Origin of the sequence: Streptomyces desertarenae, from assembly GCF_042681365.1 — a bacterium.
In the GTDB taxonomy this organism is placed as follows: Bacteria; Actinomycetota; Actinomycetes; order Streptomycetales; family Streptomycetaceae; genus Streptomyces; species Streptomyces desertarenae.
Map to the genome: position 1 here is coordinate 515,078 of NZ_JBHUFU010000001.1, position 24,771 is coordinate 539,848.

Genomic DNA, 24,771 nt, shown 5'->3' on the forward strand with positions numbered 1-24,771 from the left:
CCGTGAGCATCCTCAACGAATCCCAGGGTGCCGCCGCAACCGACCAGCCGGCGGCAACTCCCGCCCCCCTGCGCCGGAAAGAGCGCGGCAGCCGAGTGATCCAGTGGCTGACCACCACCGACCACAAGACGATCGGCACGCTCTACCTGGTCACCTCGTTCGCCTTCTTCTGCATCGGCGGCGTCCTGGCGCTCTTCATGCGCGCCGAGCTGGCCCGTCCGGGCCTGCAGGTCATGTCGAACGAGCAGTTCAACCAGGCGTTCACCATGCATGGCACGATCATGCTGCTGATGTTCGCCACCCCGCTGTTCGCCGGCTTCGCGAACTGGATCATGCCGCTGCAGATCGGCGCGCCCGACGTGGCGTTCCCGCGGCTGAACATGTTCGCCTACTGGCTCTACCTCCTCGGCTCGACGATCGCGGTCGGCGGCTTCCTCACCCCGGGCGGCGCGGCCAGCTTCGGCTGGTTCGCCTACACGCCGCTCAGTGACGCCGTCCACAGCCCGGGCGTCGGCGGCGACATGTGGATCATGGGCCTGGCCCTCTCGGGCTTCGGCACCATCCTGGGCGCGGTCAACTTCATCACCACGATCATCTGCATGCGCGCCCCGGGCATGACGATGTTCCGCATGCCGATCTTCACCTGGAACGTCCTGCTGACCGGTGTCCTGGTCCTGCTGGCCTTCCCGGTGCTGGCCGCCGCGCTCTTCGCGCTGGAGTCCGACCGCAAGTTCGGGTCGCACATCTTCGACGCGTCCAACGGCGGCGCGCTGCTGTGGCAGCACCTGTTCTGGTTCTTCGGCCACCCCGAGGTGTACATCATCGCGCTGCCGTTCTTCGGCATCGTCTCCGAGGTCATCCCGGTCTTCAGCCGCAAGCCGCTCTTCGGCTACATCGGCCTGGTGGCCGCGACGATCGCGATCGCGGGCCTGTCGGTCACCGTCTGGGCGCACCACATGTACGTCACCGGCGGTGTGCTGCTGCCCTTCTTCTCCTTCATGACGTTCCTCATCGCGGTGCCCACCGGTGTGAAGTTCTTCAACTGGATCGGCACGATGTGGAAGGGCTCGCTCTCCTTCGAGACGCCGATGCTCTGGTCGATCGGCTTCCTGATCACCTTCACCTTCGGCGGCCTGACCGGCGTCATCCTGGCCTCGCCGCCGCTGGACTTCCACGTCTCCGACTCCTACTTCGTGGTGGCGCACTTCCACTACGTGGTCTTCGGCACCGTGGTCTTCGCGATGTTCGCCGGCTTCCACTTCTGGTGGCCGAAGTTCACCGGCAAGATGCTCGACGAGCGCCTCGGCAAGATCACCTTCTGGACGCTGTTCGTCGGCTTCCACGGCACCTTCCTGGTCCAGCACTGGCTGGGCGCCGAGGGCATGCCGCGCCGGTACGCCGACTACCTGGCGGCCGACGGCTACACCGCGCTGAACACGTTCTCCACGATCTGCTCGTTCCTGCTCGGCATGTCGATCCTGCCGTTCTTCTACAACGTCTGGAAGACGGCGAAGTACGCGCCGAAGATCGAGGTCGACGACCCGTGGGGCTACGGCCGCTCGCTGGAGTGGGCGACCTCCTGCCCGCCGCCGCGGCACAACTTCGTCTCGCTGCCCCGGATCCGGTCCGAATCCCCGGCGTTCGACCTGCACCACCCGGAGATCGCCGAACTCGACCAGCTCGAGAACACCCAGGGTCCCGAGGGCCCGGTTCTCTCCGGTGCCAAGGAGGCCGGCAAGTGAAGATCCAGGGACGCATGTTCATCTGGCTGTCGGTCTTCATCCTGGCCGTCGCCATCGTCTACGGCGTGTGGTCCAAGGAGCCGGTCGGCACCACGGCCCTGTTCATGTCCTTCGGCCTGTCGATCATGGTCGGCTACTACCTGGCCTTCACGGCCCGCCGGGTGGACACCGGGGCCCAGGACAACAAGGACGCGGACGTCGCCGACGACGCCGGCGAGCTGGGCTTCTTCAGCCCGCACAGCTGGCAGCCGCTCGTCCTGGCGGCGGGCGCCGCGTTCGCCTTCCTGGGCGTGGCCCTCGGCTGGTGGCTGACCCTCATCTCCGCGCCGCTGCTGCTCGTCGGCCTCTTCGGCTGGGTCTTCGAGTACTACCACGGGGAGAACCAGAACCAGTAGCACTACCCCACTACGCACGGGTCATCTCCGGACACACTCCGGAGATGACCCGTTCGTACGTATCCGGGTCGTCCGTTCCGAGCAGCGTTCCTACCGTGGCAGCATGAGTCGAGGATCACGCAGGACAGCAATGATCTGCTTCCTGGTACTCGTGCCGCTCGCGGTGGGACCCGCCGCCTGCGACAGCATCGACAGCCTCCAGGACGCCACCCCCCACGACGCCACCGCGCACGTGGCGCTCAGCCTCGGCGAGGGCGGCCGCGCGGCCGACCCCGACGAACCCCTCGAGATCACCGCCCGCGACGGGAGCCGCATCACGGGCGTCCGCGCGGTCGACGCCCGGGGCCGCCGGCTGGCCGGCGAGCTCTCCGCCGACGGGGCCCGCTGGCGCAGCGCCACCCCGCCCGCCGGCGCCACCCGCTACACCGTCGTCGTCAGCACCGAACGGGACGACGGCGCCCCCGGCCGGCGCACGGCCGAGTTCACCACCCGCCCGGCCGAGGGCGACAGGAAGCTCACCGTCGACCTGGGTCCGCAGAGCGGCACCTACGGCGTCGGGCAGCCCATCACGGCCGAGCTGGACCACGCGGTCAGGAGCAGGGCGCAGCGCGCGATCGTGGAGCGCGCCCTGAAGGTGGAGGCCACTCCCGCGGTCGAGGGCTCCTGGCGCTGGATGGACGACAGGACGCTGCACTACCGCCCGCGCACCTACTGGCCCGCGCACGCCACCGTCACGGTGCGCGGCGAGCTGGAGGGCCTGTGGATCCGGGACGGGCTGCGCGGCGCCGAGGTGGAACCGGTGCGCCTGCGCACCGGGGACCGCGTCGAGGCCGTCGTCGACATGGGGAAGACGCTGATGACGGTCAGGCGGGACGGCGAGGTCGTGCGGACCGTCCCGGTCACCACCGGAAAACCCGGCTTCCGCACCCGCGAGGGCGTCAAGGTCGTCCTCGGCAAGCAGGCCGCGGTGCGGATGACCGGCACCAGCATCGGCATCCCCGAGGGGAGCCCGGAATCCTACGACCTGCCCGTCCAGTGGGCGACGCAGCTCACCGACAGCGGCGAGTTCGTCCACGCGGCACCCTGGTCGGCCGAGTACCACGGCCGGGAGAACGTCAGCCACGGCTGCACGGGCATGAGCACCGACAACGCCCGCTGGTTCTTCGAGACCGTCCGCCCCGGCGACATCGTCCGGTACGTGGGCGGGGACGGGGAGAGGATGCCGGTCTTCGGCAACGGCCTGGGCGACTGGAACCTCCCCTGGGCCGAGTGGCGCAAGGGCAGCGCCCTGAACGGGACCGGTGCCTGAGGGGCCGCGCCCGGGCCGGCGGGCCCCCCGGAGATCACCCGGAGGAGTGACACCGCAGAAGCGGCGGACGGCCGCCGCGAGCACCCCTCGGTGCCCGCGGCGGCGCGGGGCGCCGCCACCGCTTCCGCGCGCCTGCGGGGCCGCCGGGCGGCCCCGCAGGGCCTCAGGCGGGCCTGCGGGCGACCGCGAAGATCCGGCGGAACGGGAACCAGGTGCCGTGCGGGCCCTTCGGGTAGGCCTCGCGCAGCAGCCCGCGGTACTCGTCGAGGAAGGCGTCGCGGGCGGCCCGGTCGCCGCCGAGGGCGGTGAGCACCGGGCGCAGGACGGTGCCCGCGGTCCACTCCAGCACCGGGTCCTCGCCGGCGAGGAGGTGGACGTAGGTGGTCTCCCAGACGTCCGTCTCGCAGCCGAGGTCCGCCAGGGCCGCGGCGTACTCGGCCGGCTCGGCCACCGGGGTGGGGACGGCGCCGGCACCCAGGCGGCCGCGCCAGCGCGGGGAGGTCCGCAGCCGGGCGAGCAGGGTGTGGCTGGGGGCGCCGCCGTTGCCGGGGACCTGGAAGGCGAGGACGCCGCCGGGGCGGAGGGCGCCGACCCACCGCGGGAAGCACTCCCGGTGCCCCTCCACCCACTGGAGGGCCGCGTTGGACACGATCAGGTCGTAGGGCCCTTCCGGCTCCCAGGCGGCGATGTCGGCGCGGGCGAAGTCCAGGCGGCCGCCGCCCGCGGTGGGGCCGGCGTGGGCGCGGGCCTCGGCGAGCATGGCCTCGGAGAGGTCGTAGCCGGTGATCTCCGCGTCCGGCCGGCGTTCGGCGAGCAGGAGGGAGGACCCGCCGGGCCCGCAGCCCAGGTCGGCGATGCGCGGCCGGGGCGAGAGGAGCGGGGGGATGCGGGCCAGCAGGTCGTGCAGCGGGCGCAGACGGGGGCCGGCGTGCCGGCGGTACTGCTCCGGGTCCCAGTCGGGGGCACCGGTGCCGGACGGAGTGGTCATGGCGGACACGGTCCCCCATTCTTTATCTTGATGTCAAGAGACTTCATATCGACAGAACCACTACACTGGTCGCATGCAGGACGAGGTCGACCGACTGGTGGCAGCATGGCGCCGCGAGCGCCCCGATCTCGATGTGGGGCCCCTGGAGGTGCTCAGCCGCGTCAGCAGGCTCGCCCGCCATCTCGACCGGGCGCGCCGCATCGCGTTCGCCGAGCACGGGCTGGAGCCCTGGGAGTTCGACGTGCTGACCGCGCTGCGCCGGGCCGGCACCCCCTACCAGCTCTCCCCCGGCCAGCTGCTCACCCAGACCCTGGTCACCTCCGGGACGATGACCAACCGGATCGACAGGCTGGCGAAGAAGGGGCTCGTGGAGCGGCTGCCCGACCCCAGCGACCGGCGGGGCGTCCTGGTGCGGCTGACGGAGTCCGGCCGCGACCACGCCGACCGGGCCCTGGCCGGACTGCTGGAGCAGGAGAGGGCGATCCTCGCCCGCCTCTCCCCGGACCGGCGCGACGAACTGGCGGGGCTGCTGCGGCAGCTCACCGCCCCCTTCGACAACCTCTCCGGGCGGCAGGGCTAGGCGGCGGCGCGGGAAGCGGCCCGCCCACTGGAATGTCATGAACCTGCCATGCCGGACGCGGCGTCCCGCTGCGGACGCTACGTCGTCACGTGCTCCAGGTCCGCCGGGCAGACCCCCGCCCGCCGGGCCAGCGCGACCGCGGCCAGGGTGGAGTGCACCCCCAGCTTGCCCAGCACGTTCTGCATGTGGGTGCGGACGGTGTGCGGGGACAGGTACAGCCGCTCGGCGACGGCCTTGCGGCCCAGCCCGGCCACCATGCAGCGCAGCACCTCGTGCTCGCGCGGGGTCAGCGACTCCACCAGCCGCTCGCTCTCGGTGCGGTGCCGGCGGGCCGCCGTCAGCTCGCGCAGCACCTCGGTCAGCAGGGCGGGCGGCAGGTGCGTCTCGTCCCGCAGCACGCCCCGGACCACCTGGAGCAGCCGGGAGAGCGAGCAGTCCTTGGCCACCCAGCCCGACGCCCCGGCCTGGAGCGCCGCGGCCGCGCGGGCGGGATCGTCGCGTTCGGCGAGCACGACCGTGCGGATGCCGGGGTGGGCGGCGTGGACCCGTGCCACCAGCGGCATCCCGCCGGGCGCCGCCGGCTCCTCCGCACCCGGCGCACGGGGAAACCCCGGCCGGCGCACCGCGTCCGGCACCTCCGGCCCCATGCCGCCCAGCTCGGCGTCGGCCAGCAGCACGTCGAACCGGCGCCCCTCGGCGGCGGCCCGCTCCAGGGCGCGCAGGGCCGCGGGGAGGCTCCCCGCGGCGGCCACGTCCACGTCCTGCTCCACCGCGAGCGCCGCGGCCAGCGACTCGGCGAATATGCGGTGGTCGTCCACCACGAGAACCCGGATACGTTGCACGCACACCCCCTGCCGCCGGTGGAGGAGCCGCCCGTGCCGGCGCGACGCCCGGTGCGGGGACCGGCGCGGCCGCACGGCCGCCGCCGTGCACCACCGGTGCCCGCGCCGGACGTCGTCATCCGGCCGTCTCGCCCCCTGATGCGCACCGGCCCCCACCGGTGCTGCTCATCAGCGTACGGCGGGGGTCCGGTGCGGGAAGGGGGTTGGGGAAAACTGACCGGCTCGGCGCCCCGTTCGGACACCACTGGCGTGGTATGTGCTCCACCCCGCGGTGCCGAATGATCGTTTCCGACGGGAAGCGATCAGCCCTCCAGACGGCGCGCCCCCGTCGAGGGGACCGCCTCGAACAACCGCGGCGGACGGTGGCCCGCGGCGGCGAACGCCTCGGCGACCGCCGCGCCGACCGCCTCCGCGCCGGCCGCCTCCACCAGGACGACCGCCGAGCCGCCGAAGCCGCCGCCGGTCATCCGGGCGCCCAGCGCGCCCGCGGCGTTCGCCGACTCCACCACCAGGTCCAGCTCGGGGCAGGAGACGGCGAAGTCGTCGCGCAGCGAGGCGTGCCCCTCGGTCAGCACCGGCCCGACATCGCGGGTGTCGCCCGCGTCGAGCAGGTCGATGACCCGCCGCACGCGCCGGTTCTCGGTGATCACGTGCCGGGCCAGGGGCCGCAGGGCCGGGTCGGACAGCCGGGCCAGCGCCCGGTCCAGCTCCTCGTGGGGCACGTCGCGCAGGGCGCGCACGCCCAGGGCGGCGGCCGCCGCCTCGCAGCCGGCCCGGCGGCGGGCGTACTCGCCGTCGCCCAGCGCGTGCTTGACCCGGGTGTCCACCACCAGCAGCCGCAGCCCCTCGGCGGCCAGGTCGAGCGGCACCTGGCGGTGGCTCAGGTCGCGGGTGTCCAGGTACAGGGCGTGCCCGGCGGTGCAGCAGGCCGAGGCCATCTGGTCCATGATCCCGCAGGGGACGCCGGCGAAGTCGTTCTCGGCGCGGCGGCACAGCAGGGCGATCCGCTCCGGGGACAGCCCCAGGCCGTACAGGCCGTCGAGCGCCACGGCCGTGGCGACCTCCAGGGCGGCCGAGGAGGAGAGCCCGGCGCCGGTGGGCACGTCGCTGCGGACGTAGAGGTCGGCCCCCGCGCCGTCGGCGGGCAGCAGCCCCTCCTCCCGCATCGCCCACACCACGCCGGCCGGATACGCGGCCCAGCCGGCGGACCCCTCGCCGCCGCCCGGCGCGAGCTTGGCGGTGTCCAGCCGCACCATGCCGTCCGGGACGTCGGCCGAGTACAGGTTCAGCGCCCCGTCGTCGCGGCGGGCCGCGGCCACCCGGGCGGTGTGCGGCAGGGCCAGCGGCATCACGAAGCCGTCGTTGTAGTCGGTGTGCTCGCCGATCAGGTTGACCCGGCCCGGCGCGGCCCACACCCCGGCGGGTTCGCCGCCGTGGACCGCGCGGAACCCGTCGGCCGCCTCCGCCGTCTGAGCGGCCTCCGCCGCCTCCGCCGGATCGCTCACGAACCGCCTCCGGACTCGCTCCGCGCCGCCCGCTCCCGGGCGAAGGCCCAGGCGTCGGCGACGATGTCCTTCAGTTCGGCGCGGGACGGCCGCCAGCCCAGCCGCCGCTTGGCCCGCTCCGCCGAGGCGACCAGGAACGCCGGGTCCCCGCCGCGGCGCGGGGCGGCCGTCTCGGGGATCGGGTGGCCGGTGACCTCGCGGACCGTCCGGATCACCTCGCGGACGGAGAAGCCGCTGCCGTTGCCGAGGTTGCACACCAGGTGCTCGCCCGCCTCGGCCGCCCCCAGGGCCAGCAGGTGGGCCTCGGCCAGGTCGGCGACGTGGATGTAGTCGCGCACGCAGGTGCCGTCGGGCGTGGGGTAGTCGTCGCCGTAGACGGAGATCGCCTCCCGCTGCCCGAGGGCCACCTGGAGCACCAGGGGGATGAGGTGCGACTCGGGGTCGTGCCGCTCGCCCAGGACGGTGCCGTTCGCGCTGCGGTAGGCGCCGGCCACGTTGAAGTAGCGCAGCGAGACGGCGGCCAGCCCGTGGGCCGCGCACTCGTTCGCGATCATGTGGTCCACCGCGAGCTTGGTGGCGCCGTAGGGGTTGGTCGGCGCGGTGAGCGCGTCCTCCGGGATGGGCACCTCCTCGGGCTCGCCGTAGGTGGCGGCGGTGGAGGAGAACACCAGGGTGCGCACGCCCGCCTCGCGCATGGCGTCCAGCAGCGCCATCGTGCCGCCGACGTTGTTGTTCCAGTACTTCTCGGGACGGGTGACGGACTCGCCGACCTGGGAGCTGGCGGCGAAGTGCAGCACGGCGTCGTACGAACCGTCCAGCCAGCGCGCGGCGTCCTGGATGCGCCCCTCGATGAACTCTGCGCCCTCGGGCACGCCCTCCCGGAAGCCGGTGGACAGGTCGTCCAGGACCGTCACCCGGTGCCCCGCCTCCAGCAGGTGCGCCGCCACGACGCTCCCGACATAACCGGCACCGCCGGTCACCAGATACGTGCCGCTCACTGACTTGCCACCTCTCGTAGTCTCTCCGCGGCGGCCTCCGGGGGCACGTCGTTGATGAACACGCCCATGCCGGACTCCGAACCCGCCAGGTACTTCAGCTTGCCGGACGTGCGGCGGATAGTGAAAATCTGCAGGTGGAGAGCGAAGTCCGACCGTTCCGGCCGGCCCTTGCCCCCCTCCGTCCCCGAGGGCGCCTGGTGCCAGCCGGAGATGTACGGCGTCGGCGGTTCGTCCGGTCCGAAGATCCTGTCGAAGCGCCGCAGCAGCTCCAGGTAGACCCCGGGGAACTCCGCGCGGGCGCCGGCGTCCAGCTCCGTCAGGTCCGGCACCCGCCGCCGGGGGTACAGGTGCACCTCGTAGGGCCAGCGCGCGGCGTGCGGCACGAAGGCGGTCCAGTGCCCGGTCTCCAGCACCACCCGCCGCCCGTCGGCGCGCTCGGCGGCGACGAGGTCGTCGAAGAGGTTGCCGCCCGTGCGCTCGCGGTGGCCGGCGGCCGCGCGCAGCATCCGCTCGGTGCGCGGGGTGGTGAAGGGGTAGGCGTAGATCTGGCCGTGGGGGTGGCCGAGGGTGACGCCGATCTCCCGGCCCCGGTTCTCGAAGCAGTACACCTGCCGCACCCCGGGCAGCGCCGACAGCTCGGCGGTGCGGTCGGTCCAGGCGTCCAGCACCAGTCCGGCCCGCTCCTCGGTGAGGTCCGCGAAGGAGGCGTCGTGGTCGGAGGTGAAGCAGACCACCTCGCAGCGGCCGGCGCCGGGGGCGCGCAGGAAGAGGCCGCCGGGGTCCTCGGCGTCCGCCGGCCCCGGCGGGCCCGCCAGGGAGGGGAAGCGGTTCTCGAAGACGGCCACCTGGTAGTCCTCGGCGGGGATCTCCGTCATCCGGCCGTTCCGGGACGGGCAGAGGGGGCATTCATCCTGTGGCGGGTGGTACGTACGGGCCTGGCGGTGCGCGGTGACGGCGACCCACTCGTCGAGCAGCGGGTCGTGGCGGATCTCCGACGCCGTGGCGACGGCGTCCAGGGGGCGCCGGTCGGCGGCGTCGCGCCCCGCGGCGTCACCGAGGTCGTAGTACACGAGTTCACGGCCGTCGGCGAGGCGGGTCGAGGTCTTCTGCACCTGAGGTCTCCCTATACTGCGACCCAAACATAATCGAACATAAAAAACCATGAGTGAACATTGACGTCAAGGGGTTCCCCCACACGGCCCCGTCACGCCATGGAGGCGACGTGCTCATGCCCCAACAACTGGCCCAGGATCTCCGGCTCCCCACGAACGCACTCGACTACGCGATCCTCGCCATCTACTTCCTGGTCGTCCTGGGGGTCGGGTTCGCGGCCCGGCGCAGCGTCAAGACCAGCCTCGACTTCTTCCTCTCCGGCCGCGCCCTGCCCGCCTGGGTGACCGGTCTCGCCTTCGTCGCGGCCAACCTCGGCGCCCTGGAGATCCTGGGCATGGCCGCCAACGGCGCGCAGTACGGCGCCTACACCGTGCACTGGTACTGGGTGGGCGCCATCCCCGCCATGGTCTTCCTCGGCCTGGTGATGATGCCCTTCTACTACGGGTCGCGGGTGCGCTCGGTGCCCGAGTTCCTGCTGCACCGCTTCGGCCCGTCCTCGCACCTGCTCAGCGGCGTCCTCTTCTCGGCCGCCTCGGTGCTGATCGCGGGGGTGAACCTCTACGCGCTGGCCATCGTCCTGGAGGCGCTGCTGGGCTGGCCGCAGTGGGTCTCCATCGTCGTCGCCGGCCTGTTCGTGCTGCTCTACATCACCCTGGGCGGCCTCTCCTCGGCCATCTACAACGAGGTCGTGCAGTTCTTCGTGATCCTGGCCGGCCTGATCCCGCTGACGGTCGTGGGCCTGTCGCGGGTCGGCGGCTGGAGCGGGCTGTACGACTCCCTCACCGGGTCCAGGGGGGAGAACTTCATGTCCGCCTGGGGCGGTACCGGCATCGGCTCCGACAACCCGCTGGGCGCCAACTGGCTCACCATCGTCCTCGGCCTCGGCTTCGCCCTGAGCTTCGGCTACTGGACGACCAACTTCGCCGAGGTGCAGCGCGCCCTGTCAGCCAAGAACCTCTCGGCCGCGCAGCGCACCCCGCTGATCGCCGCCTTCCCGAAGATCTTCATCCCGGCCATCGTCGTCATCCCCGGACTGATCGCGCTGGTGGTGGCGCCGGACATCGGCAGGGGGGACGGCCTGGAGTACAACGACGCCATCCCGCTGCTGATGCGCGACCTGCTGCCCAACGGTGTGCTGGGCATCGCGGTGACCGGCCTGCTGGCCGCCTTCATGGCGGGCATGGCGGCCAACGTCTCGGCCTTCAACACCGTGTTCACCAACGACATCTGGCGCCCCTACCTGGTCAAGGGCCGCCCGGACGGGTACTACGTCGCCACCGCGCGGGTCGTCACCGCGGTCGGCGTGCTGCTGGGCATGGGGACGGCGTTCATCGCGGCGACGTTCAGCAACATCATGAACTACCTCCAGACGCTGTTCTCCTTCTTCAACGTGCCGCTGTTCACCGTCTTCATCATCGGCATGTTCTGGAAGCGGATGACGCCCGCCGCCGGCTTCTGGGGGCTGCTGGCGGGCACGGTCGCGGCGATGATCAACTACTTCGGGTTCTACCGGGCCGGCCTGATCGACATCCCCTCCGACCAGGGCGCCAACTTCGTCTCCGCCATCATCGCCTTCGTCGTCGGCGCCGTGGTCGTCGTCATCGTCACCCTCGTCACCCGGCCGAAGCCCGTCGAGCAGCTGGCCGGGCTGGTGTACGGCACCCGGGCCCCCGGCCTGGCGGAGCCGGCGGCGGCGGGCGACGAGGCGTGGTACCGCAGGCCCGCGCTGCTGGGCTGGGGCGCGCTCGTGCTCGCCGCCCTGTGCTACATCCCGTTCTCCTTCTGAGCGCCCGCACCGCACAGCGAAGGATGTGATCCCCGTGACGAACGGCAAGAACGACCCGACCGGGCCGCGCGACCCGCACGGCTCCCACGAGGCCGAAGCGCCCGGATCCCCGGGCGGGGACTGGCGGGCGGAGGAGATCGAACTGGAGGGGCGCTCGGTCAGCGCCGCCCGGCTGTTCGACATCCGCCGCGTCATCGGCGTGCTCTTCGTGGTCTACGGCGTCCTGGTCACCCTCGCCGGGGTCTTCGTCTCCGACGAGGACCTGAGGAAGGCCCAGGACATCAACATCAACCTCTGGACCGGGCTGTCGATGCTCGCGCTCGGCCTGCTGTTCCTGCTCTGGCTGCGGCTGAGCCCCACCGTTCCGCCGCCGCCGCGGCGGGAGCCGGGGGACGGCCCCGGGGCGGAGGCGCCCGGCGGCCCGTGAGCCGCCCGGCCCGCTCCGGTCCCGCGCCGGCCCTCCGCGGCCGGCGCGGGGCGCGGGCGCGCGGAGGCACCCGGCGGCCGGTTCCTCAGCCCCTGCCCGCGCCCGCTCCTTCCTCCGGTCCCCCGGTCCCCGACCGGGCGGCCCGGTCCAGCAGCCCGGTGCGGGCCGCGAGCGCCGCGGCCTCCAGGCGCGAGACCACCCCGAGCTTCTTCAGCACCCGCTGCACGTGCGTACGGGCCGTGCTGGGGGCTATCCCCATGCCGGCCGCGATCCGCCGCGTGTCCTCCCCCTCCGCCACCCGCACCAGTACCTCCACCTCCCGCGGGGTGAGCAGCCGCAGCAGCCGGACGCCCTCGTCGTCCGGTTCCGCCTTCGGGTCGAGCAGTTCCGCGAACGCGCCCTGGAGCAGCGGCGGCGCCACCGCCGTCTCCCCGGCGCGCGCCCTGACCATGCCGCGCTCGACGCCCTCGATCCGCTCGTCGTGCCGCACGTAGCCCGACGCGCCCGCCGCGAACGCCGCCGCGATGCCGCGCGGACTGGGCACCGGGCCCAGCACCACCACCGCGACCTGCGGCCTCTCCCGCTTGATCCGTGCCACCGGGTCGAACACGCCCGGTTCGGCGGGCGCCGCCGTCCCCCACAGGCACACCTCGGGCGCCCTGCCGATCACCAGCTCCGCCGCCCCCGCGGCCGGCGCGGCGGCGGCGAGCACCCGGTGCCCGCGCAACCTCAGCGCCGAGGCGAGCGCCTCGGCGTGCAGGCGGTGGTCGTCGACCACCATGAGCCGCACGGTCATCCGCACCCCTGTCGTCCGTTCCGCCGCGGACCGGACTCCGTGCCACCCCGCCCCGGCCCGGCCCCGCCATGCCCCCGGAAGCTACACGCTCCCCCGGCACGGCGCCTCCCCTCCGGCAAGAACTCCGCCATCCCCCGGGAGCGGCGCCGGGGACGTGAACGGCCCCGCGCTCCCGGAAGGAGCGCGGGGCCGTGGACCGCGCCGGCGACGGCGGCTCCCGGAACCCCGGAACGGGCCGGAGCCCGGCGGAGGGGTGCCCGGGGTGCCGCGGGTGCGTCGGCTCCGGTCAGCCGTAGACCACGATCGCCTTGTTGCTCAGGCCGGCGCGGGCGTAGAACTTGTGGTTCACCAGGAAGAGCCGGTTGCCCTTCCAGTACGGGACCACGTCCGTGCCGGTGGCCATGTCGTACTCGTCCTTCAGGCCGTCCCTGGGCATCTTCATCCGCGGGGAGGGCTTGCCCGTCTTCGGGTCGAGGACGACGACCTGGCCCGGCTCCTCGTAGTCGGGCAGCTCGTACGCGATCAGCGAGCCGTTCTCCACGGTGATCGGGGCGATCTGGCCCCCGTCGCTGGGCTCCCCCAGCCACTTCGGCTTCCCGGTGGCGAGGTCGAAGGCGATGATCTCGTTGGTGCGGCCGTACTCCGCGTCGCCCTGGTGGGGCTGCGAGGTCATGTACAGGGTGTTGCCGTCCACCACCGTGCCGGGGCAGTTGGCGAGCGAGATGCCGCGGCACCCCAGGTTGTGCCGCTCCTTGGTGATGGAGATCTTGCGCTGGAGCTTGCCGTCCTTGGAGAGGACCATCAGGTCGGTGATGTCGATGCTGGACTCACCGCCCGCGTTGACGCCGAGCACCACCGGGTCGGTGGAGAGCACCTTGCGGATGTCGATCCCCTTGGGCGCCTCCCACTCCCAGGTCTTCCTGCCGCCCTCGCCCACTCCCTGGACCTTCTGCAGACCGCCGAACCCGCACTCGATCTTGGCCACGATCTGCGCGCCGCCCGCGTAGCCGCGGTCGTCGCAGTCGGAGTTCTCCTCCTGCTGCCACAGCTCCTTGCCGGTGGTCAGGTCGTAGCCGACCGCGTTGCCGATCCAGGAGACGGCGGCCGTGTTGCCGCTGACGGCCATCTCCGTGAAGTCGAACTCCGTGGCGCTGTCGCGCCTGGCGGGCAGCTCCTTCTTCCACAGCTCCTTGCCGCCGGCGAGGTCGATGCCCATGATGAACTCGCACCGCCGGCCGTACTGCACCACCGTCTTGTCGCCCGACATCTCGTAGGGCGCCGTGCAGCTCTTGGGGCGGGGCATCTCGATGGACCACGCCTCCTTGCCGGTCTCCACGTCGTAGGCCGTGGTGGAGGTCGTCGTCGTCTTGACGACGGTGTTGCCGACGAACCAGGTGCCGGGCACCTCGGTGAGGATGTCGTCCTTGTCGACCTCGGGGGCCCCGACCTCCCAGGCGAGCTCGGCGTCGATGACCTCCCCCGTGCCGCCGGTGCCGCCGGACCCGCCGTCGCCGGAACCGCCGTTCGCCGAGCCGCTGCTGGCGCCGCCGTCCTTGGCCTGGTCCCCCTCACCGCCCTGGCTCGTCAGGAGCCATATGCCGCCCCCGGCCACCAGCAGGACCGCGACGACCGCCGCGATGACGATCATCAGCTTGTTCCCGCCGCCGCTGCCGCCGGCGGGCATGGGCTGCGTCGGGTACTGGCCGTACGGCGGCTGGTTGTACGGCGGCTGCCCGTACGGGGAGGGCCGGCCCGGCTGCTGCGGGTAGCCGTAAGGGGGCGGCTGCCCATACGCGGGAGGCTGACCCGCCGGCCCCGGAGGCTGCTGCGGGTAGCCGTAGGTCGGCGGCTGCCCGTACGCGGGAGGCTGACCCGCCGGCGCCGGAGGCTGCTGCGGGTAGCCGTAGGGGGGCGGCGGGTCCTGCGGGGCGCCGAAACCGCCTGCCGGCGGCTGGCCGGGCGGGGGCGGGGTCTTGCTCAGCGAGGGCTGGGTCGGCTGCTCCGCCTGGCTCCGCCGCTCCTGCTGTGCGGCCCCGTCGGGCCGGTCCTGCTGCTCCGGCCCACCGGACGCCGGCGGTTCCTGCGGGGCGCCGCCGTCCGACGGCGGCTGACTGGGAGGCGGTGGCGGCTGCGACATGGTGGGTTTCCTCATTCACGCGCGGACCGGTTGCCCAGCCCCTCAAACCCCCGTAGGGCAGAGCGAATCGGACATGGTCCGCCACTTCTCGACTGTTCTCGGCCTGTGGCACCGACGGTGGGAACGGCACTCTTTCTATCACCGGACACCGACGGGGCGTCCCGCGGTTCCGGACCGGTTCGCCAGGTGAGACCGGCCCGCGATCCCGCCGTTACCGCCGCCCGTCCGCCGCCGTCCGCCCCCGCGGCCGCGGTCCCGGCCGCGCCGCCGTCAGCCCTCCTCGGCCAGTTCCAGCCAGCGCGTCTCCAACTCGTCGCGCTCACCGGCCAGTTCGCGCAGCTCGGCGTCGAGACCGGCGACCTTCTCGAAGTCGGTGGCGTGCTCGGCCATCTCGGCGTGCAGCGCCGCCTCCCGCTCGCCGATGCGCTCCAGCCTGCGCTCGATGCGCTGGAGTTCCTTCTGCGCCGCCCGCGAGAGCGCCGCGGGCTTGGCCGCCGTCCCGGCGGAGCCCGCCGGCGCGCCGGAGCCTCCCGCCCCGGCCGCCTCCGCCGCGGCCCGGGGCGCCGGCGCGGCGGGAGCGCCGGCCTGCCGCATCCGCTCGCGGCGCTCCAGGTACTCGTCGACGCCGCGCGGCAGCATCCGCAGCGTGCCGTCGCCCAGCAGCGCGTACACCCGGTCCGTGGTCCGCTCGACGAAGTAGCGGTCGTGGGAGATGACGACCAGCGAACCGGGCCAGCCGTCGAGCAGGTCCTCGAGCTGGGTCAGGGTCTCGATGTCCAGGTCGTTGGTCGGCTCGTCCATGAACAGCACGTTGGGCTCGTCCATCAGCAGCCGCAGCAGCTGGAGCCTGCGCCGCTCGCCGCCCGACAGGTCGCCGACGGGCGTCCACTGCTTCTCCTTGCCGAAGCCGAAGCGCTCGCACAGCTGGGAGGCGCTCATCTCGCGCCCCTTGCCCAGGTCCACGCGGGAGCGCACCTGCTCGACGGCCTCCAGTACCCGCCAGGCGGGGTCGAGTTCGGCGACCTCCTGGGAGAGGTACGCCAGCCGCACCGTCCTGCCGACCCCGATCCGCCCGCCCGCGGGCTGCCGCTCGCCGCCGCTGTACACCGCGTCCGCCATGGCCCGCAGCAGGGAGGTCTTGCCGGCGCCGTTGACGCCGACCAGTGCGATGCGGTCGCCGGGGCCGAGCTGCCAGGTGAGGTGCTTGAGCAGCACCTTGGGGCCGGCCTGGACCGTCACGTCCTCCAGGTCCAGGACGGTCTTGCCCAGCCGCGAGTTCGCGAACCTCATCAACTCGGCGGCGTCGCGCGGCGGCGGCACGTCGGCGATCAGCGCGTTGGCGGTCTCGACCCGGAAGCGCGGCTTGCTGGTGCGGGCGGGGGCGCCGCGCCGCAGCCAGGCCAGCTCCTTGCGGACCAGGTTCTGCCGCTTGGCCTCCTCGGTGGCGGCGATGCGCTCGCGCTCGGCGCGGGCGAAGACGTAGTCGCTGTAGCCGCCCTCGTACTCGTGCACCGTGCCGCGCTGCACGTCCCACATGCGGGTGCACACCTGGTCCAGGAACCAGCGGTCGTGGGTGACGCAGACCAGCGCCGAGCGGCGCGCCCCCAGGTGCTCCGCCAGCCAGGCGATGCCCTCGACGTCGAGGTGGTTGGTGGGCTCGTCCAGCACGATCAGGTCCTGCTCGGCGATGAGCAGCTTGGCCAGCGCGATGCGCCGGCGCTCGCCGCCGGAGAGCGGCCCGATGACGGTGTCCAGGCCCTGCGGGAAACCGGGCAGGTCCAGGCCGCCGAAGAGGCCGGTGAGGATGTCGCGGACGCGGGCGTCCCCGGCCCACTCGTGGTCGGCCATGTCGCCGACGACCTCGTGGCGGACGGTGGCGGACGGGTCGAGCGAGTCGTGCTGGGTGAGCACGCCCAGCCGCAGCCCGCCCGCGTGGGTGACCCGTCCGGTGTCGGCGGGCTCCAGCTTCGCCAGGATGCGCACCAGGGTGGTCTTGCCGTCGCCGTTGCGCCCGACGACGCCGATCCGGTCCCCTTCGCCGACGCCGAGGGAGATGCCGTCGAGCAGCGTACGCGTGCCGTACACCTTGCCGACGGCTTCCAGATTGACGAGGTTCGTGGCCATGGGGCTCCCGCTGCCCGGCGCGCGCCGGGCTGGTGTGGTCTCGGGTGGGCTGGTCGGTTCACCAGCCTAGTCGCCGCCCGGGGACCGGTACTCATGCCCGTCCCCGGCACGGGCCGGCCGCACGGCCGCCGCGGGCGCGCCCCGGAGCGGCCCCGCCTCCCCGCCCGCCTCCGGCAGGGCCGCCGGCGGGCGGGTGCGGGCCGGCCCGCGCCGGTTCAGTACGACGGCCCCTGCCGTTCCGGGGCCGAGCGGGGGGTCGGCCGGTTGAGGCCGAACAGCGAGCCGGCGGCGCCCGCCAGCTGCGCGGCGCACTCCGCCGAGGTCCCGTCCGGGACGCCCATGCGGCGCAGGGCCCCGGCGAAGACGTCCTCCAGCAGGGCCAGCCGCCAGCTCAGCTCGGCGGGACCGACCTGGCCGCCGGGGCGGCTCGACAGGACGGTCAGCACGTCCTGGGCGCTGGCCTGGAGGTCGGACAGGGTCTGCCAGCCGTTGGGCACGCGGGCCGGCGGCCGGCCCGGCCGCTCGGCGCCCGGTGCCCCCAGGGTGAGGGGGAGGTCGGCGGGGACGGACGAGTACCAGTCGACCAGGGCGCCGCCCAGGTCGGCCCGCAGCCCGTCGAGGAAGCCCAGGAGCACGGCGGCACCGGTGTAGGGGTCGACGGGTTCGACGCGGGGCGGGGCGTCGCCGGCCGGCGGCCTCGCGGGGCCGTCCGACCCCAGGAAGGAGCGGATGACGACCGAGACCTCCTCCTGCTGCGGAGCGCTCCGCCGGGTGGGCACCAGATGCGCCCGTACGGGCGCGATGCCTCGGGCTGCCTGTTCGGCTGCCGCCTGGCACGCGTAGTCAGTGGGCACGGGACGGTCCCCCCTCCTTCCGAAGCCGCGTGGTCCGGCGGCGTCGGCCTTACGTATCGGGGCCGTACCGTATCGTTCCGCGACGGCTTCGGGGAGATGTTCGTCACACGGAGTCCGCGCACGCGATCACCGCGGCCCCGTCCCGCCGGCGCGGCCGCGGCGCGGCGGGCCGGTGCCACGGCACGCGGGCGAGGTCCGGGAGCGGCCGCCGGTCCGTGCGGACGTCCTCCGCCCCGGCCGCGGCCACGAGCGCGCGCGGGCGCGGACCGGGGCGCTCGGACGGAGGACGCCTACGCCTCCTCGCGCACGTCCACGACGGTGGCGTCCGCGTGGACGATCAGATCGCGCGGCGCGAGGGGGAAGACGGTGTGCGGGGTGCCGGCCGCCGCCCAGACCGTGTCGTGGGCGAGCAGTCCGCGGTCGGCCAGCACGCGCAGCTTCGTGGCGTGGCCGAAGGGCGGCACGCCGCCGATGGCGTAGCCGGTGGCGGCCCGCACGGTCGCGGCGTCGGCGCGCCCGACCTTCCGCGCGCCCAGCTCCTCCCTCACGCGCTCCACGTCGACCCGCGAGGCCCCGTCCATCAGGACCATCAGGGGCTCGCCGTCCGCCTCGAAGACCAGCGACTTGACGATCTCCGCGGGCCGGCAGCCGATCGCCTCGGCCGCCTGCGCGGCGGTGCGGGTGGCCTCGGGGAAGGCGCGGACCCCGGTGCCGTCCAGGCCCCGCTCGGCGAGGGCGGCGGCGAAGCGGGGATGGGCCGCGGTGCCGTGCGCGGGAGCGGGGTTCGGGCCGGTGCCGGATGCGGCGTGCTGCGTCATGGGCGGACGCTAACCCAACGGGCACGGCCCGCGCGATGGGGTTTCGCGCGGGCCGTGCGGGTGTCCGGGGCGGGGGCGGGCGTCAGCCGATGGAGTTGAGCACCTGGCGGACGACCGGTCCGGCGTTGGTGCCGCCGTGGCCGGAGGCCGGGACGACCGCCGCGGCGGCCATGTCGTTGCGGTAGGCGGTGAACCAGGCGTTGGGCTTCTCCTGCCCGTCGACCTCCGCGGACCCCGTCTTGGCGCCGATGTCGCCGGTGGTGCCGGCCATCGCCGCGGCGGCCGAGCCGCTGGTGGCCGTCAGCCGCATCAGGGAGCGCAGCTCCTGGGAGACGGCCGGGGAGAGGGTGCGGGGCGCCCGGGCGAGTGTGCGGCCGTCCACCTGCGGCGAGACGATGTAGGGCTGGTGGAAGACCCCGCTCTTCACCGTCGCCGACACCGAGGCCATGATCAGCGGGTTGGCCCGCACCCCGCCCTGCCCGATGAGCGAGGCGGCCATCTGCGCGTCGGACTGCACGGGCACCGAGCCGTCGAAGGTGGCCGTGCCGACCTGCCAGTTGAGCCCGATGCCGAAGACGTCGCGGGCCTGCTTGGTCAGGTCGTCGTCGGCCAGTTCGCCGGCCTGGCTGATGAAGGCGGTGTTGCAGGAGGCGGCGAAGGACTGGGCGAAGGTGCCGCCCTTGATCTCGAACTTGTCGAGGTTCTGGAACCGCCAGCCGCCGTGCGTGAAGTACTTCGGGCACGGGTGCTGCTTGGCGCTGGAGGCCAGGCCCTTCTCGATGAGCATCGAGGAGGTGACGATCTTCATCGTGGAGCCGGGGGCGAGAGAGCCCTGGAAGGCGGTGTTGAAGCCCTTCGCCGGGGTGTTGGCGACCGCCAGGACCTCGCCCGTGCTGGCCTTCAGCGCGACGACCGACGCCTTGGGCTTGCCCGCGATGGCCTTGACGGCGGCCGCCTGCACCTGGGCGTCGATGGTGGTCCGCAGCTCGCCGGGGGTTCCCTCGCTCAGCTTCTTGAGCGTCTTGACCTCCTTGCCGGAGGCGTCGACGATCCGGGTCTCGACACCGGGCTCGCCGCCGGTCTTGTCGCCGTAGCGCTTGCGCAGGTCGGCCAGGATCGCGGCCAGCTCGGGGTGGGCCTCGGCGGTCAGCTCGGTGCCGTTGCGGTCCAGCGCCCTGATGGGCGGGGCGCCGGCCTCGCCCGTCTCCAGCCGCTGGCCCTCCCGCAGTTCGGGGTGGAGGACGGACGGCTCCCAGTCCACGACGGGCTCGCCGGTCGCGGTGTCACGCACGACTGTCAGCTCCGACCGGTAGCTCCACTCGCCCGGCTGCCCCTGCTCGTCGTGGTGCACCCGGGCGGTGACGGTGAAGGGGACGTCGGCGCCGGCGGGGGTGCCCTGCTCCAGGCGCACTCCGGTGACGCGGGCGTCCTCGCGGAAGCCGGTGAGCGCCCGGGCGGCGGCGGCGCTGTCGTCGGTGAGGCCGGCGGCCTCGTCGGCCCTTCCGGCCTGCCAGGCGGCGAGGAACTCCCGGGCGGTGGCCCGCACCTCCTCCGACGTGGGCGGACCCGTCTCGACCGCCGCGTCGGCCTTGCCGTCCGCGACCGTCATGTCCTGCCTGTCCGCACCTCCCGGCGAACCGCTGTCGCCGATGAGGGTGTACGCCCCGAACCCGGCGGCTCCGACCACGGCGGTGAAGACCGCTCCGATCACCGCCACCTTCCGACCGTCACGCATGAGTCTCCCGAGTCTCCGCCCCTGCCCCGGCCCGACGCCACCGGGGCTCGTGTCCAGAACCTTAGAGCACATGAGCGACACGAGTCAGATCCAGGTCTCCGCGCACGGACCGGCGCCCCTTTGCGGGACGTGCCCCGCAAAGGGGCGCCGGTCCGTGCCTTTCACCGTCCGCCGCGGGGATGATTAGTATTCTTTTCCGAAGATGAACGAAGGGAAAGGCGCATCGTTTTCGGCTCCACTCGGCCGGGACGCGACCGGTTCACCCTTTCGGCAGCGCAACCTCACGTGATCTCCTCTCGTTGCCACGGCGGCGCAGAAGATCGATCCTCCTATCGGCAATTGCCGTTCGGGCCCGTACCGCCCCCAGCGGTGCGGGCCCGCGGCACGTGCGGAGAAGAAAGAAAAGGGCGGCACGCGGTAAGGCTTACCGCTTACCCGGCGAGCGAGCCCTAGCATTGCCAATCAGCAAGCCTGCAAAGGGGCTTCGTACATTGGAGGTACACCTATGAGGCTGAAGCAGACTGCCGCTGTCTCGCTCTCTGCCGTCGTCCTGACGATCGGTGGCGCCGGCACCACCCATGCCAACGAGGCGCCCAAGTTCCAGAACGACACCCAGATCCTGTCCTGTCTCAATCTCCGGGTCGGCGCCATCACCCTGCTGGGAGCCGACAACGACAACATCGACTGCTCGAGGAACCACGAGAAGAAGACCAAGGTCGAGTCCGTCGAGCACAGGAAGAACGACGCCTCCGAGAAGGACCACGACTTCGACGAGGACTGAGTTCGGCGCCCCCACGGCCGCCCTCCGCTTCCGAAAGGCCGCCCACCGGTGAACCGGTGGGCGGCCTTTCGTCCTTCGGACACGCCCGTGGGACGCGGCAACCGAACGACACCTGCCTGGAGTAACGGCAACGCCGAAACCGGGCTGTTCACAGGTGGAGCGGCACCGGAAAGCGGCTTTTTGCGAGACACGCAGAAACGCAAAGGCATGCAATCGCGGATTCGCTCCGTTAATGTCACCGACGTGGGGGTCACTCCCGCCCTTCCGGTGAACCGGCCACATGGTGACTGTACTCCGGAAACCGATTCTCCGACCGCTCGGCGGCGGTCGGAGGGCATCGGACCTTTCCTTCTCTCGTCAAGGAGACAAGACCGCATGAAGCTGAAGAAGACGCTCGTCGTTTCGTTCGCTGCCGCCATGGCCCTTGCGGGTGGGGCCGGCAGCGCCTACGCCGGCGAGGGTGCCATCAACAACCACACCCAGGTCCTGAGCTGCGACGTGATCGAGATCATCAACCCCGTGATCCTGGCGGCCGACAACAACAACATCGACTGCTCGAGGAACTACAAGGAGCAGACCGAGATCAAGAAGGTGACCAAGGTCGAGAAGGAGGCCAAGTTCACCTTCTCCCCTGAGCTGGAGCAGGCGCAGGGCCAGGGCCAGGGCCAGGGCCAGGGCCAGGAGACCGAGCAGGGCCAGAAGCAGGCCGGCGAGCAGGACCAGAAGGCCGACCAGAAGGCCGACCAGGAGGCTGGCCAGAAGGCCAAGCTCCAGGACTGACGTCCTCTCCTCCCCCCTCTGAAGGAACAGTTCACAGCGCCGCCCGCCGGTTTCCCGGCGGGCGGCGCCGCGTGTGCGGGCGGCCGGCGGCCTCACAGCACGCGCCGGTCCGCGGTCCCCGGACCGGCGCCGTGGCGGATCCGGCCGAGAACCACGGCGGCGAGCCGGTCGAACGGTACGGGCCCGGTATGGCGGGAGTCGTAACTGACCCCGTGGTTGTCACCGAGGACGTAAACATGCCGGTCCGGCACGACGTCCGTCGAGGAAGGTGATCCGGGCATCCGGTCTCCGGGAAGGGCGGCAACGCGTTTGATCATGGCGGTGGGCAGGGGATCCCCGGATGTGGCGTCCTCCCTGTCCGCACCACCCGCCGGTCGCATCCGGATCGCGACGACCGCCCCTCTGCGCACGAGGCGTGCCGGTACCTTGAGCGCCAGCAGCCGGTCCCCGTCACGGTAGGTGGGGGCCATGCTGGAGCCGCTGACAGCGAGCAGGGCGCAGCGACGCCGGAGCAGGAACGCCACCGCACACCCCAAGGCCGCCGGCCCGGCGACGCTCCCCACCGCCACGTACACGGAACGCCTCCTCACCGGCCGCCTCACGAACTCGGGCCGGGCAGCGAAAGGGGGTGGGTCGCGTACGCCTCCTCGTCCACGGGGTCGTCCGCCCGTTCGCGGTAGCCACGGGACTGCAGCGTGAACAGCCGGTGGTAGGTCCCTTCGCGGCTCATGAGGGCGGCGTGGTCGCCCAGTTCGGTGATCCGCCCGTCCTGAAGGACCGCGATGGTGTCGGCGTCCTTGACCGCGCCGAGCCGGTGCGAGATCAGAACGCTGGTGCGGTCGGAGCGGCGGGCCCGCAGCCGGGTGTGGATCTCGTACTCGGCTGCCGGGTCCAGACCGGAGCTGGGCTCGTCCAGGATCAGCAGGTCCGCGTCGGCACGCAGGAACGAGCGGGCAAGGCCCATCCGCTGCCACTGCCCTCCGGACAACTGCACGCCGGCCGCGTGGTCGTCCTCGCCCCGGAAAGTGCGGCTCAGAAGGGTGGAGTACCCGTGGGGCAGCCGCGCGACGTCCTCGTGCACACCCGCCGACCGGGCCGCCTCCTCGCACCGGCCAGGCACATCGAGGGCGCTCAGGTCGCCGACGGCGATGTTCTCCCGGACCGTGAGCTCGTAGCGCATCGGATCCTGGAAGGTGGCGGCGATGCGTCGCCGCAGTTCCACCGGGTCCATGTCGTGCAGGTCGACGCCGTCCCAGAGGATGCGGCCGCGGGTGGGGTCGTAGAACCGGCACATCAGCTTGACCAGCGTCGACTTCCCCGAGCCGTTGACCCCCACGAGTGCCAGTGCCTTCCCGGCCTCGATGCGCAGGTCGACGCCGCGCAGCACCCAGGGCGTGCCCTCGTCGTAGCGGAACCACACGTCCCGCAGTTCGACGGCGTCCCGCAGGGGCGGGACCGCAGTGGCGCACCGGGGGGTGGGAAGGTCGGGGCCGAGCCTCACCACGGTGACGTAGTGGTCGAACATCATCAGGGAGTGGTGCACCTGCCCGGTCTCGCCGGCCAGTCCCGCGATACCGCTCTGCACGGCGGGAATGGCGGCCAGCACCAGGGAGACGCCGCCGACCGTCATGGTTCCCCGTGCGGCGGACCCGACCGCCCACAGCAGTGCGGCCCCCGCCAGGACGGAGGCGGCCACCTGCAAGGAGGCCTGCACGCGCAGTTCCCTGCGGTCCATCAGCTCCCGAAGGCCGTCCGCCTTGCGTCGCTCGGCCAGCAGACGTTCCCGGAAGAAGCCTCCGGCGGCGTAGAGCCGGATCTCCTTGGCGGCCTCCACACTCGACAGCAGCGTCGCGTAGAAGAGCTCCCGGCGCTCGGTGGGGCTGATCTCCCAGAAGGTGGCGGCGCGCCGACGACTGAGCATGATCTCCGCCCAGAGCACGGGGACACCGGACAGCGACACGACGACGGCGAGCAGAGGATGCAGGACCGCGAGGGAACCGACGAAACCCACGAGGAGGACGCAGCTGCGGACGATGCCCGCCACCGCCTGCGTCACCTGGAAGGGGGCGAGCCCGCCGGCGTGCTGCGCCATCCTGAGCCGGTCCAGGAACTCCGGGTCCTCGAAGCGGCCCAGCCCCACGAAGCCGTCGACGGCGGTGTGCAGCCGTTCTTGGACGAGAAGACTGGTCGCACGGGTCATCCTGGCCTGGAGGTAGCCGGTGAGCTGAGGGGCGCCGGCCATCACCGCGCCGGCGGTGGCCAGCGCGACGGCGGGGCCGAAGGTCTCGTGGACGCCACTGCCTGCCGCGAGTCCGTCCAGGATGTCCTTGACCAGCCACGTGACCACCACGGGCGCCGCGGCGGACACAACGGTCACCGCCAGGAATCCGGCCATCACGACGGGAGTGGCACGCAGGCCGAGCCCGAGAGCCGACATCACGGCGCGGTGGAGCGGCACCGCGCGGGGTGGCGCGGTGGTACCCGGGGCGGGGCTCATACCCGCCCGGCCGGAACGGCGGTGAGGACCGAGTCCCCGACCGCGGCCACGGCGGGTGGCTCCCCGTCCGGTGCCGAGACGGCGAACTGGGAAGGGAAGGCATTGACTGCGAACGCGCTCGCGCAGGGCCCCTCCGGTGTCTCCCGTACGACCCGCGCCACGGGGGAGAGCTGCTCGGCCATCGCCTGAGCCTCGTCCTCGTATCGCCGCTCGCCGCTCCCCGCCACCACGACGGCGATCACCTGGCGCCGCCCCTGGAGTGCGCCGGCCTGCTCGACGAAGCGGGGCAGCTTGTCCCGGCACGGCTTGCAGCCCGGGGCGAAGAACGACACCACGGCACCGTCGGTGAGATCACGTTCCGTCAGTGGCATGCCCTCGATGCACCGGGTGCTGAAGGGTGCCACGGTCGCGCCCACGGGGATGCCGCCCTCCTCGGTGAGGACCGGGGCGGCGGAGGACTGCTTCCGGAGCCGGCGGAGAACCGCGAGCGTCAGCATGAGGTCCAGCGCGCAGAGCGCGCCGACGACCACCAGGGCTATGGCCAGGTAGACCATGGTCGGCCTC

General features: G+C 72.8%; 22 protein-coding genes. 8 read left to right on the plus strand and 14 right to left on the minus strand.

All coding sequences use genetic code 11. From position 1 onward, the window contains the following. Positions 1 to 2: 2 nt before the first annotated feature. The 3 genes from ctaD (at position 3) to ACFSJS_RS02255 (ending at position 3,446) form a co-directional block, all read left to right on the plus strand. Complete coding sequence (gene ctaD, locus ACFSJS_RS02245; RefSeq protein WP_380896058.1) at positions 3 to 1,742, plus strand: aa3-type cytochrome oxidase subunit I; 1,740 nt, start codon at positions 3 to 5, stop codon at positions 1,740 to 1,742. Then, entirely contained in the window at positions 1,739 to 2,137 is a 399-nt protein-coding gene (locus tag ACFSJS_RS02250) for a cytochrome c oxidase subunit 4 (RefSeq protein ID WP_380896060.1), read from the plus strand. Before ctaD ends, ACFSJS_RS02250 begins: the two co-directional genes overlap by 4 nt. 103 nt (positions 2,138 to 2,240) lie before the next feature. Continuing rightward, positions 2,241 to 3,446 (plus strand): L,D-transpeptidase, encoded by a 1,206-nt coding sequence (locus tag ACFSJS_RS02255; RefSeq protein ID WP_380896062.1) that lies wholly within the window; start codon positions 2,241 to 2,243, stop codon positions 3,444 to 3,446. A gap of 163 nt (positions 3,447 to 3,609) precedes the next feature. Here ACFSJS_RS02255 and ACFSJS_RS02260 read toward each other — a convergent pair whose 3' ends face one another. After that, positions 3,610 to 4,434, minus strand: coding sequence for a methyltransferase domain-containing protein (locus ACFSJS_RS02260; RefSeq protein ID WP_380896064.1), 825 nt, complete (start codon positions 4,432 to 4,434; stop codon positions 3,610 to 3,612). Between the two features lie 73 nt (positions 4,435 to 4,507). Between ACFSJS_RS02260 and ACFSJS_RS02265 the strand changes: the two genes are divergently transcribed. Then, positions 4,508 to 5,014 carry a MarR family winged helix-turn-helix transcriptional regulator gene (locus ACFSJS_RS02265; RefSeq protein WP_380896066.1) on the plus strand — a complete coding sequence of 169 codons (507 nt, stop codon included), beginning with the start codon at positions 4,508 to 4,510 and terminating at the stop codon, positions 5,012 to 5,014. 77 nt (positions 5,015 to 5,091) lie between these two features. Here ACFSJS_RS02265 and ACFSJS_RS02270 read toward each other — a convergent pair whose 3' ends face one another. The 4 genes from ACFSJS_RS02270 to galT all read right to left on the minus strand — a co-directional run bounded on the left by ACFSJS_RS02270 (position 5,092) and on the right by galT (position 9,471). Then, the gene (locus ACFSJS_RS02270; protein WP_380896068.1) at positions 5,092 to 5,856 is read right to left on the minus strand and encodes a response regulator transcription factor; all 765 of its coding nucleotides are present in this window, start codon (positions 5,854 to 5,856) and stop codon (positions 5,092 to 5,094) included. 302 nt (positions 5,857 to 6,158) lie between these two features. Next, entirely contained in the window at positions 6,159 to 7,361 is a 1,203-nt protein-coding gene (gene galK, locus ACFSJS_RS02275) for a galactokinase (RefSeq protein ID WP_380896070.1), read from the minus strand. Continuing rightward, entirely contained in the window at positions 7,358 to 8,359 is a 1,002-nt protein-coding gene (galE, locus tag ACFSJS_RS02280; protein ID WP_380896072.1) for a UDP-glucose 4-epimerase GalE, read from the minus strand. Before galE ends, galK begins: the two co-directional genes overlap by 4 nt. Next, a complete protein-coding gene (gene galT / locus ACFSJS_RS02285) occupies positions 8,356 to 9,471 on the minus strand; it encodes a galactose-1-phosphate uridylyltransferase (protein WP_380896074.1) in 1,116 nt (371 codons plus the stop codon). Before galT ends, galE begins: the two co-directional genes overlap by 4 nt. Before the next feature lie 116 nt (positions 9,472 to 9,587). Between galT and ACFSJS_RS02290 the strand changes: the two genes are divergently transcribed. Further along, positions 9,588 to 11,258: a sodium:solute symporter family protein gene (locus tag ACFSJS_RS02290; protein WP_380896769.1), complete on the plus strand. Its 1,671-nt coding sequence runs from the start codon at positions 9,588 to 9,590 to the stop codon at positions 11,256 to 11,258. A 34-nt stretch (positions 11,259 to 11,292) separates the two neighbouring features. Further along, positions 11,293 to 11,685, plus strand: a complete 393-nt coding sequence (locus ACFSJS_RS02295) for a hypothetical protein (RefSeq protein ID WP_380896076.1) — start codon at positions 11,293 to 11,295, stop codon at positions 11,683 to 11,685. An 85-nt stretch (positions 11,686 to 11,770) separates the two neighbouring features. Here ACFSJS_RS02295 and ACFSJS_RS02300 read toward each other — a convergent pair whose 3' ends face one another. The 6 genes from ACFSJS_RS02300 to ACFSJS_RS02325 form a co-directional block, all read right to left on the minus strand. Next, positions 11,771 to 12,481, minus strand: coding sequence for a response regulator transcription factor (locus tag ACFSJS_RS02300; RefSeq protein ID WP_380896078.1), 711 nt, complete (start codon positions 12,479 to 12,481; stop codon positions 11,771 to 11,773). A 286-nt stretch (positions 12,482 to 12,767) separates the two neighbouring features. Next, on the minus strand, positions 12,768 to 14,618 hold the full coding sequence (locus ACFSJS_RS02305) for an outer membrane protein assembly factor BamB family protein (RefSeq protein ID WP_380896080.1): 1,851 nt from the start codon (positions 14,616 to 14,618) through the stop codon (positions 12,768 to 12,770). Positions 14,619 to 14,888: 270 nt separating this feature from the next. Next, on the minus strand, positions 14,889 to 16,742 hold the full coding sequence (locus ACFSJS_RS02310) for an ABC-F family ATP-binding cassette domain-containing protein (RefSeq protein ID WP_380896082.1): 1,854 nt from the start codon (positions 16,740 to 16,742) through the stop codon (positions 14,889 to 14,891). A 215-nt stretch (positions 16,743 to 16,957) separates the two neighbouring features. Beyond that, on the minus strand, positions 16,958 to 17,596 hold the full coding sequence (locus ACFSJS_RS02315) for a hypothetical protein (RefSeq protein ID WP_380896084.1): 639 nt from the start codon (positions 17,594 to 17,596) through the stop codon (positions 16,958 to 16,960). A gap of 290 nt (positions 17,597 to 17,886) precedes the next feature. Then, the gene (locus ACFSJS_RS02320) at positions 17,887 to 18,414 is read right to left on the minus strand and encodes a YbaK/EbsC family protein (RefSeq protein WP_380896086.1); all 528 of its coding nucleotides are present in this window, start codon (positions 18,412 to 18,414) and stop codon (positions 17,887 to 17,889) included. Between the two features lie 82 nt (positions 18,415 to 18,496). After that, positions 18,497 to 20,149 (minus strand): penicillin-binding transpeptidase domain-containing protein, encoded by a 1,653-nt coding sequence (locus ACFSJS_RS02325; RefSeq protein WP_380896088.1) that lies wholly within the window; start codon positions 20,147 to 20,149, stop codon positions 18,497 to 18,499. 505 nt (positions 20,150 to 20,654) lie between these two features. On the opposite strand from ACFSJS_RS02325, the gene ACFSJS_RS02330 reads away from it, so the two are divergent. Together ACFSJS_RS02330 and ACFSJS_RS02335 are read left to right on the plus strand one after the other, a co-directional pair. Continuing rightward, positions 20,655 to 20,930, plus strand: a complete 276-nt coding sequence (locus ACFSJS_RS02330; protein WP_380896090.1) for a hypothetical protein — start codon at positions 20,655 to 20,657, stop codon at positions 20,928 to 20,930. A gap of 375 nt (positions 20,931 to 21,305) precedes the next feature. Continuing rightward, positions 21,306 to 21,710, plus strand: a complete 405-nt coding sequence (locus ACFSJS_RS02335; protein WP_380896091.1) for a hypothetical protein — start codon at positions 21,306 to 21,308, stop codon at positions 21,708 to 21,710. 92 nt (positions 21,711 to 21,802) lie between these two features. Here the strand turns inward: ACFSJS_RS02335 and ACFSJS_RS02340 are convergent, their stop codons facing one another. From ACFSJS_RS02340 to ACFSJS_RS02350, 3 genes are read right to left on the minus strand one after another with little or no spacing between them, the layout of a single operon-like run. Beyond that, positions 21,803 to 22,312 carry a S26 family signal peptidase gene (locus ACFSJS_RS02340; RefSeq protein ID WP_380896093.1) on the minus strand — a complete coding sequence of 170 codons (510 nt, stop codon included), beginning with the start codon at positions 22,310 to 22,312 and terminating at the stop codon, positions 21,803 to 21,805. Next, positions 22,309 to 24,147 carry an ABC transporter ATP-binding protein gene (locus ACFSJS_RS02345; RefSeq protein ID WP_380896095.1) on the minus strand — a complete coding sequence of 613 codons (1,839 nt, stop codon included), beginning with the start codon at positions 24,145 to 24,147 and terminating at the stop codon, positions 22,309 to 22,311. Before ACFSJS_RS02345 ends, ACFSJS_RS02340 begins: the two co-directional genes overlap by 4 nt. A gap of 56 nt (positions 24,148 to 24,203) precedes the next feature. Continuing rightward, positions 24,204 to 24,761 carry a thioredoxin domain-containing protein gene (locus ACFSJS_RS02350; RefSeq protein ID WP_380896097.1) on the minus strand — a complete coding sequence of 186 codons (558 nt, stop codon included), beginning with the start codon at positions 24,759 to 24,761 and terminating at the stop codon, positions 24,204 to 24,206. Between the last annotated feature and the right edge of the window lie 10 nt (positions 24,762 to 24,771).